Here is a 6,208-nt window from a genome sequence, read left to right on the forward strand (position 1 = left end):
TCTGCCAAAAGCGCAAAAATAAAAAATTCAAAACAACGTTCCGACTCCGATCACACTTTTGTCATTCGCTCAATGACTCGTCAGTAAATACAAATATAATAGATTGTGAAACGACGTTTCTATTTATAAGGAACCTTAAACCGGTTCTATCCTGATGTTCGATGATGGGGTTATGGCAATGGATTTTGTAGGCAACATTAAAGGCAGCGACGCAATGATGATTAACTGGCTCAGCGCTATTCGCAGCTATGTTGATCTGGTCCAGTCTATTGGCCATAGCAACCAAAACCCTACCCCCCTGCTAGCTGATGGCTTTGATGTGCTGACACATCAACCGGTCGTATGGGAATTTCCTGATGGCCACAATACACCAATATCTAATTTTGCCAGTCAGCAAAACTGGCTGCGGACATTGGATGCCCTCAGTCTGGTGACTCAGGATCCGCAATATCACCAACAAGCACGAGTGCAAAGCAGCTATTTTATGCACCGTGGCGTTCATGAGCAAAGCGGGTTGTTTTACTGGGGCGGCCATCGTTTCCTCAATCTGGATACATTAACGACCGAAGGGCCAGAATCAAAAGCGCAAGTACATGAACTGAAACATCATCTGCCCTATTACGATTTTTTGGTCACTGTTGACCGGGAAAAAACACTTAATTTCTTACAGGGTTTTTGGCACGCCCATGTAGAGGATTGGCAAACGCTGGATCTGGGCCGCCACGGTAGCTACGACAAGTTACGCGACCCACATGTTTTTACCCATGCTCGCCGCGATGTGGTTAACCCTACTGACTTACCACGCCTTCCTGAAACCAAAGGCCTGACCTTTGTGAATGCGGGTACTGACCTGATTTATGCCGCATACAAATATGCTGAATATACCGGTGATATCGCCGCTGCGGCCTGGGGGAAACATCTCTATCGCCAATATGTATTAGCCCGTAACCCGGAAACCGGTTTACCGGTTTATCAGTTCAGTTCGCCACAACAGCGTCGCCCTATCCCGGCGGACGATAATCAGACCCAATCTTGGTATGGCGATCGTGCCAAACGCCAGTTTGGTCCAGAGTTTGGTGACATTGCTCGCGAAGCTAATGTGCTGTTTCGCGATATGCGGCCGCTACTGATTGATAACCCATTGGCGATGTTAGATATCCTGCGCCAACAACCCGATGCACAAGTCTTGCAATGGGTTATTGATGGCTTAAAGAACTACTATCGTTTCGCTTATAACGTTGAGAGCAATACATTGCGCCCGTTATGGAACGATGGACAAGACATGAGCGGCTATGTATTGCAGCGGGATGGTTACTATGGCGCCAAAGGTACGGTTATTTCGCCATTCCCATTAGATGTTGATTATTTGCTGCCATTAGTTCGCGCCTGGCGTTTGAGTGAAGATGAAGAGCTGCTGGATCTGATTGGTGTGTTACTGCACCGCTGGCAGTTTGCTGAATTGAACAAACAAAAACGCCGGGCATCATTGATGGTGGGTAAAAAACCTGCTGCCACTGCACACCTATTGTTGGCCTTAATTGAACTGGCAGAGCACTGCCAATGTAGCCGATTATTTGAATTAGCCTGGCAAGTTGGCGATGAACTATTTAAACAACATTACCATCGCGGCCTGTTTGTTGAATCGGCTCAACACCGTTATTTCCGTATCGACAATCCAATTGCATTAGCAATATTGGCCTTAATTGCAGCAAAACAAAATAAGTCTGCTGCTATGCCTCAATTTATTACCAATGGTGGTTACATTCATGGAGATTATCGGGTAAACGGGGAAAACCGTACTCTGTATGATATTGATTTTATTTATCCGACGCTTTTGAATCAGTAATTTTATTTATCTTTCATGTTATTAAAAATAGGTAAGCATTATGAATGAAAACAGAATGCTGGGGTTAGCCTATTTATCACCTTATATACTCGGGTTGATAATATTTACGGCTTTCCCCTTTGTATCATCCTTCTTTCTCAGTTTTACTGAGTATGACTTAATGAACCCTCCCGTATTTAACGGGATCGAGAATTATCGTCATATGTTCCTTGAAGATGATTTATTCTGGAAATCCATGGGCGTTACATTCGCTTATGTTTTTCTGACTATTCCTTTAAAACTGGCATTTGCTCTAGGGATCGCTTTTGTACTGAACTTTAAATTACGCGGTATTGGCCTGTTCCGTACTGCTTTCTATATTCCATCAATCCTCGGCAGCAGCGTTGCAATTGCCGTGTTATGGCGTGCCCTGTTTGCCATTGATGGCCTGTTAAACAGCTTTATTGGCGTGTTCGGGTTTGATGCCATCAACTGGTTGGGAGAACCAGCGCTGGCGCTGACATCCGTGACATTACTGCGTGTCTGGCAGTTCGGTTCCGCCATGGTTATCTTCCTGGCTGCATTACAGAACGTACCGCAGTCACAATATGAAGCAGCCATGATTGATGGTGCCTCTAAATGGCAAATGTTTATGAAAGTTACCGTGCCACTGATCACGCCGGTTATTTTCTTTAACTTTATTATGCAAACCACGCAGGCGTTCCAAGAGTTTACCGCGCCGTACGTTATTACCGACGGTGGGCCAACTCACTATACGTATTTATTCTCGCTCTATATCTATGATACCGCGTTTAAATACTTTGATATGGGATACGGTGCTGCACTGGCCTGGGTATTATTCCTGGTAGTCGCCCTCTTCGCCTCAATTGCATTTAAATCATCTAAATATTGGGTCTTCTACTCCGCCGATAAAGGAGGAAAAAATGACTGACGTACAACAAACTTCCAACCAGAAGAAATTAGATCTGGCGCAGGAAATTGCTAATGCGGAAATTAGCCGCACAGAACGCAAAGCAAAAGTCAGTGCTGCTTTCCGCTACATCATTTTGATTATTGTCGGTCTGATGATGCTTTATCCGCTGCTGTGGATGTTCTCTGCGGCGTTTAAACCCAATAATGAAATTTTCACCACATTAGGATTATGGCCAGAAAACGCAACCAGTGATGGTTTCGTTAATGGTTGGAAAACCGGTACTGAATATAACTTCGGTCACTACATGCTTAACACCTTTAAGTTTGTAATCCCGAAAGTCATTCTGACTATTATCTCTTCCACTATCGTGGCATATGGTTTCGCACGCTTTGAGATCCCATGGAAGAAATTCTGGTTTGCAACATTGATTACCACCATGTTGCTGCCAAGTACTGTGTTATTGATTCCGCAATACATCATGTTCCGTGAAATGGGCATGCTGAATAGCTACTTACCACTTTATTTGCCAACGGCCTTCGCCACCCAAGGGTTCTTCGTCTTCATGCTGATTCAGTTCCTGCGTGGTGTACCACGTGATATGGAAGAAGCGGCACAGATCGACGGTTGTAACTCGCTACAGGTGTTGTGGTATGTGGTTGTGCCAATCTTGAAGCCGGCCATTATCTCTGTCGCACTGTTCCAGTTTATGTGGTCAATGAACGACTTTATCGGCCCACTGATTTATGTCTACAGCGTAGATAAGTACCCGATAGCGCTGGCTCTGAAGATGTCTATCGACGTCACCGAAGGCGCACCGTGGAACGAAATTCTGGCAATGGCAAGCATCTCCATTCTGCCGTCCATCATTGTTTTCTTCCTGGCTCAACGCTACTTCGTGCAAGGCGTAACCAGCAGCGGAATTAAAGGTTAATAGAGGATTTATCATGGCTGAAGTCATTTTCAATAAATTAGGCAAAGTTTACTCCAACGGTTTCCGCGCGGTTCATGGCATTGATCTGAAAATCCATGATGGCGAGTTTATGGTTATTGTTGGTCCATCAGGCTGTGCTAAATCCACCACTCTGCGCATGCTGGCAGGTCTGGAAACCATCAGTGATGGCGAAGTTCGAATTGGTGATCGGGTGGTCAATAATCTGGCACCTAAATCACGTGGTATTGCCATGGTGTTCCAGAACTATGCGTTATATCCGCACATGACAGTGAAAGAGAATCTGGCCTTTGGCCTGAAACTGAGCAAGCTGCCAAAAGATCAGATTGAAGCGCAAGTCGCAGAAGCGGCCAAAATTCTGGAGCTGGAAGACCTGCTGGACAGACTGCCGCGCCAGTTATCAGGTGGCCAGGCACAACGTGTGGCAGTAGGCCGGGCGATTGTGAAAAAACCTGATGTTTTCTTGTTTGATGAACCGTTGTCGAACCTCGATGCCAAGTTGCGTGCCTCAATGCGTATCCGCATCTCAGATTTGCATAAGCAATTGAAAAAAAGCGGCAAAGCAGCAACAACTGTTTATGTTACCCATGACCAGACCGAAGCCATGACCATGGGTGACAGAATCTGTGTAATGAAACTGGGCCATATCATGCAAGTTGATACCCCGGATAATCTCTACCACTTCCCTACCAACATGTTTGTTGCAGGTTTTATTGGCGCACCGGAAATGAACATCAAACCGAGTACGCTGGTAGAAAAAGAGGGGCAGATTGGCCTGACAGTTGGCCAGTACACCCTGGTATTGAGTGAAAAGCAGCAAGCCAAAGTGGCCGCCCATGCCGGAGAGAAAGTGTTCTTTGGTGTACGTCCAGAATTTATTCGCATGTCACAACAACCCTTTGCCAATAACCATTCGCAAGGTGAATTAGTTCGTGTGGAAAACATGGGGCATGAATTCTTCTTATACATCAAGGTTGACGACTTTGAATTGACTTGTCGCTTACCGTCTGATGAAGCACGGCCAATTATTGAAAGTGGCCTGCATCGCACCGTGTACTTCCAATTTGATATGGATAAATGCCATATCTTTGATGCAAAAACAGAAAAAAATATCTCTCTTTAACAGGAGCAGTACCCAATGAAAAAAGCGATCCTACACACGCTGATAGCATCCACTCTGGCTTTATTATCACATCAGGCTTTTGCACAGGATGACGTTAACCTACGCATGTCATGGTGGGGGGGCAATGGGCGTCATCAAATGACACTTAAGGCTCTGGAAGAGTTCCACAAGCAGCACCCAAATATTAATGTTAAAGCAGAATACACTGGCTGGGACGGTCACCTTTCTCGTCTGACGACGCAAATTGCGGGTGGAACTGAACCTGACGTTATGCAAACAAACTGGAACTGGTTGCCCATCTTCTCCAAAGACGGCACTGGCTTCTATGACTTAAATAAAGTGTCAGAGCAGTTGGATTTGGCTCAATTCGATCCGAAAGAACTGCAACAGACTACCGTTAATGGCAAATTAAACGGTATCCCGATTTCAGTGACAGCGCGTATTTTCTATTTTAATGACGCGACCTGGGCTAAGTCTGGTTTAGAGTATCCTAAAACGTGGGACGAATTACTTAAAGCAGGTTTAGTATTTAAAGAAAAACTGGGTGACCAATATTACCCTGTGGTATTAGAGCACCAGGATACTCTGGCATTAATTCGCTCTTATATGACACAAAAATACAACACCCCGACTATCGATGAAGCTAATAAAAAGTTTGCTTATACACCAGAACAGTGGGTTGAGTTCTTTACTATGTATAAGAAAATGGTTGATAACCATGTAATGCCATCCACTAAATACTATGCATCATTCGGCAAAAGCAATATGTACGAAATGAAGCCGTGGATTAATGGTGAATGGGGTGGTACTTATATGTGGAACTCCACCATTACTAAGTATTCCGATAACCTGACTAAACCAGCAAAATTGATACTTGGCCCTTATCCGATGTTGCCAGAGGCAAAAGATGCAGGTCTGTTCTTTAAACCTGCTCAAATGCTCTCTATTGGTAAATCGACTAAGTATCCTAAAGAAAGTGCCATGCTCATCAACTTCCTGCTTAACAGCAAAGAAGGTGTTGATGCTATGGGCTTAGAGCGTGGTGTGCCACTGAGTAAGACTGCGGTAACTCAACTGCGTGCCAGCGGTGTAATTAAAGATGAAGACCCATCTGTTGCTGGTTTAAATATGGCATTAGAACTGCCACATGAAATGAAAACGTCACCATACTTTGATGACCCGCAAATCGTTTCATTGTTCCGAGATGCAATCCAATATATCGATTATGGTCAGAAATCTGTTGAAGAATCTGCGGAATACTTTAATAAACAAGGTGACCGCATCCTGAAACGCGCCATGAGATAATATGTAAATCTATTTAACTTAAGTGGTTATTAAACCCTGCCATTGATTTGGCGGGGTTGTTTTGTTTTATAA

5 protein-coding genes are annotated in these 6,208 nt (G+C 44.5%); all 5 read left to right on the forward strand.

The genetic code is table 11. The features are described from left to right. Positions 1-178 precede the first annotated feature (178 nt). Genes V2A85_RS21310 through V2A85_RS21330 form a run of 5 tightly spaced genes read left to right on the forward strand, consistent with a single transcriptional unit; the run spans position 179 to position 6,136 of the window. On the forward strand, positions 179-1,846 hold the full coding sequence (locus tag V2A85_RS21310) for a pectate lyase (protein ID WP_420072296.1): 1,668 nt from the start codon (positions 179-181) through the stop codon (positions 1,844-1,846). Between the two features lie 40 nt (positions 1,847-1,886). Next, positions 1,887-2,777 (forward strand): carbohydrate ABC transporter permease, encoded by an 891-nt coding sequence (locus V2A85_RS21315; RefSeq protein WP_019210193.1) that lies wholly within the window; start codon positions 1,887-1,889, stop codon positions 2,775-2,777. Continuing rightward, complete coding sequence (locus V2A85_RS21320; RefSeq protein WP_083158667.1) at positions 2,770-3,690, forward strand: carbohydrate ABC transporter permease; 921 nt, start codon at positions 2,770-2,772, stop codon at positions 3,688-3,690. The genes V2A85_RS21315 and V2A85_RS21320 overlap by 8 nt, the downstream gene beginning before the upstream one ends. A gap of 13 nt (positions 3,691-3,703) precedes the next feature. Further along, complete coding sequence (locus tag V2A85_RS21325; protein WP_083158666.1) at positions 3,704-4,831, forward strand: ABC transporter ATP-binding protein; 1,128 nt, start codon at positions 3,704-3,706, stop codon at positions 4,829-4,831. Positions 4,832-4,846: 15 nt separating this feature from the next. After that, on the forward strand, positions 4,847-6,136 hold the full coding sequence (locus V2A85_RS21330) for an ABC transporter substrate-binding protein (RefSeq protein ID WP_083158665.1): 1,290 nt from the start codon (positions 4,847-4,849) through the stop codon (positions 6,134-6,136). Positions 6,137-6,208: the final 72 nt, after the last annotated feature.

This window comes from Yersinia sp. 1252 StPb PI, assembly GCF_048593885.1.
Classification (GTDB): Bacteria; Pseudomonadota; Gammaproteobacteria; order Enterobacterales; family Enterobacteriaceae; genus Yersinia; species Yersinia enterocolitica_E.

What these genes read in the sequence shown, in the direction of transcription:
- V2A85_RS21320 (WP_083158667.1), top strand. Translation starts at nt 2,770, where the DNA reads ATGACTGACGTACAACAAACTTCCAACCAGAAGAAATTAGATCTGGCG.
- V2A85_RS21325 (WP_083158666.1), top strand. Translation starts at nt 3,704, where the DNA reads ATGGCTGAAGTCATTTTCAATAAATTAGGCAAAGTTTACTCCAACGGT.
- V2A85_RS21315 (WP_019210193.1), top strand. Translation starts at nt 1,887, where the DNA reads ATGAATGAAAACAGAATGCTGGGGTTAGCCTATTTATCACCTTATATA.
- V2A85_RS21310 (WP_420072296.1), top strand. Translation starts at nt 179, where the DNA reads ATGGATTTTGTAGGCAACATTAAAGGCAGCGACGCAATGATGATTAAC.
- V2A85_RS21330 (WP_083158665.1), top strand. Translation starts at nt 4,847, where the DNA reads ATGAAAAAAGCGATCCTACACACGCTGATAGCATCCACTCTGGCTTTA.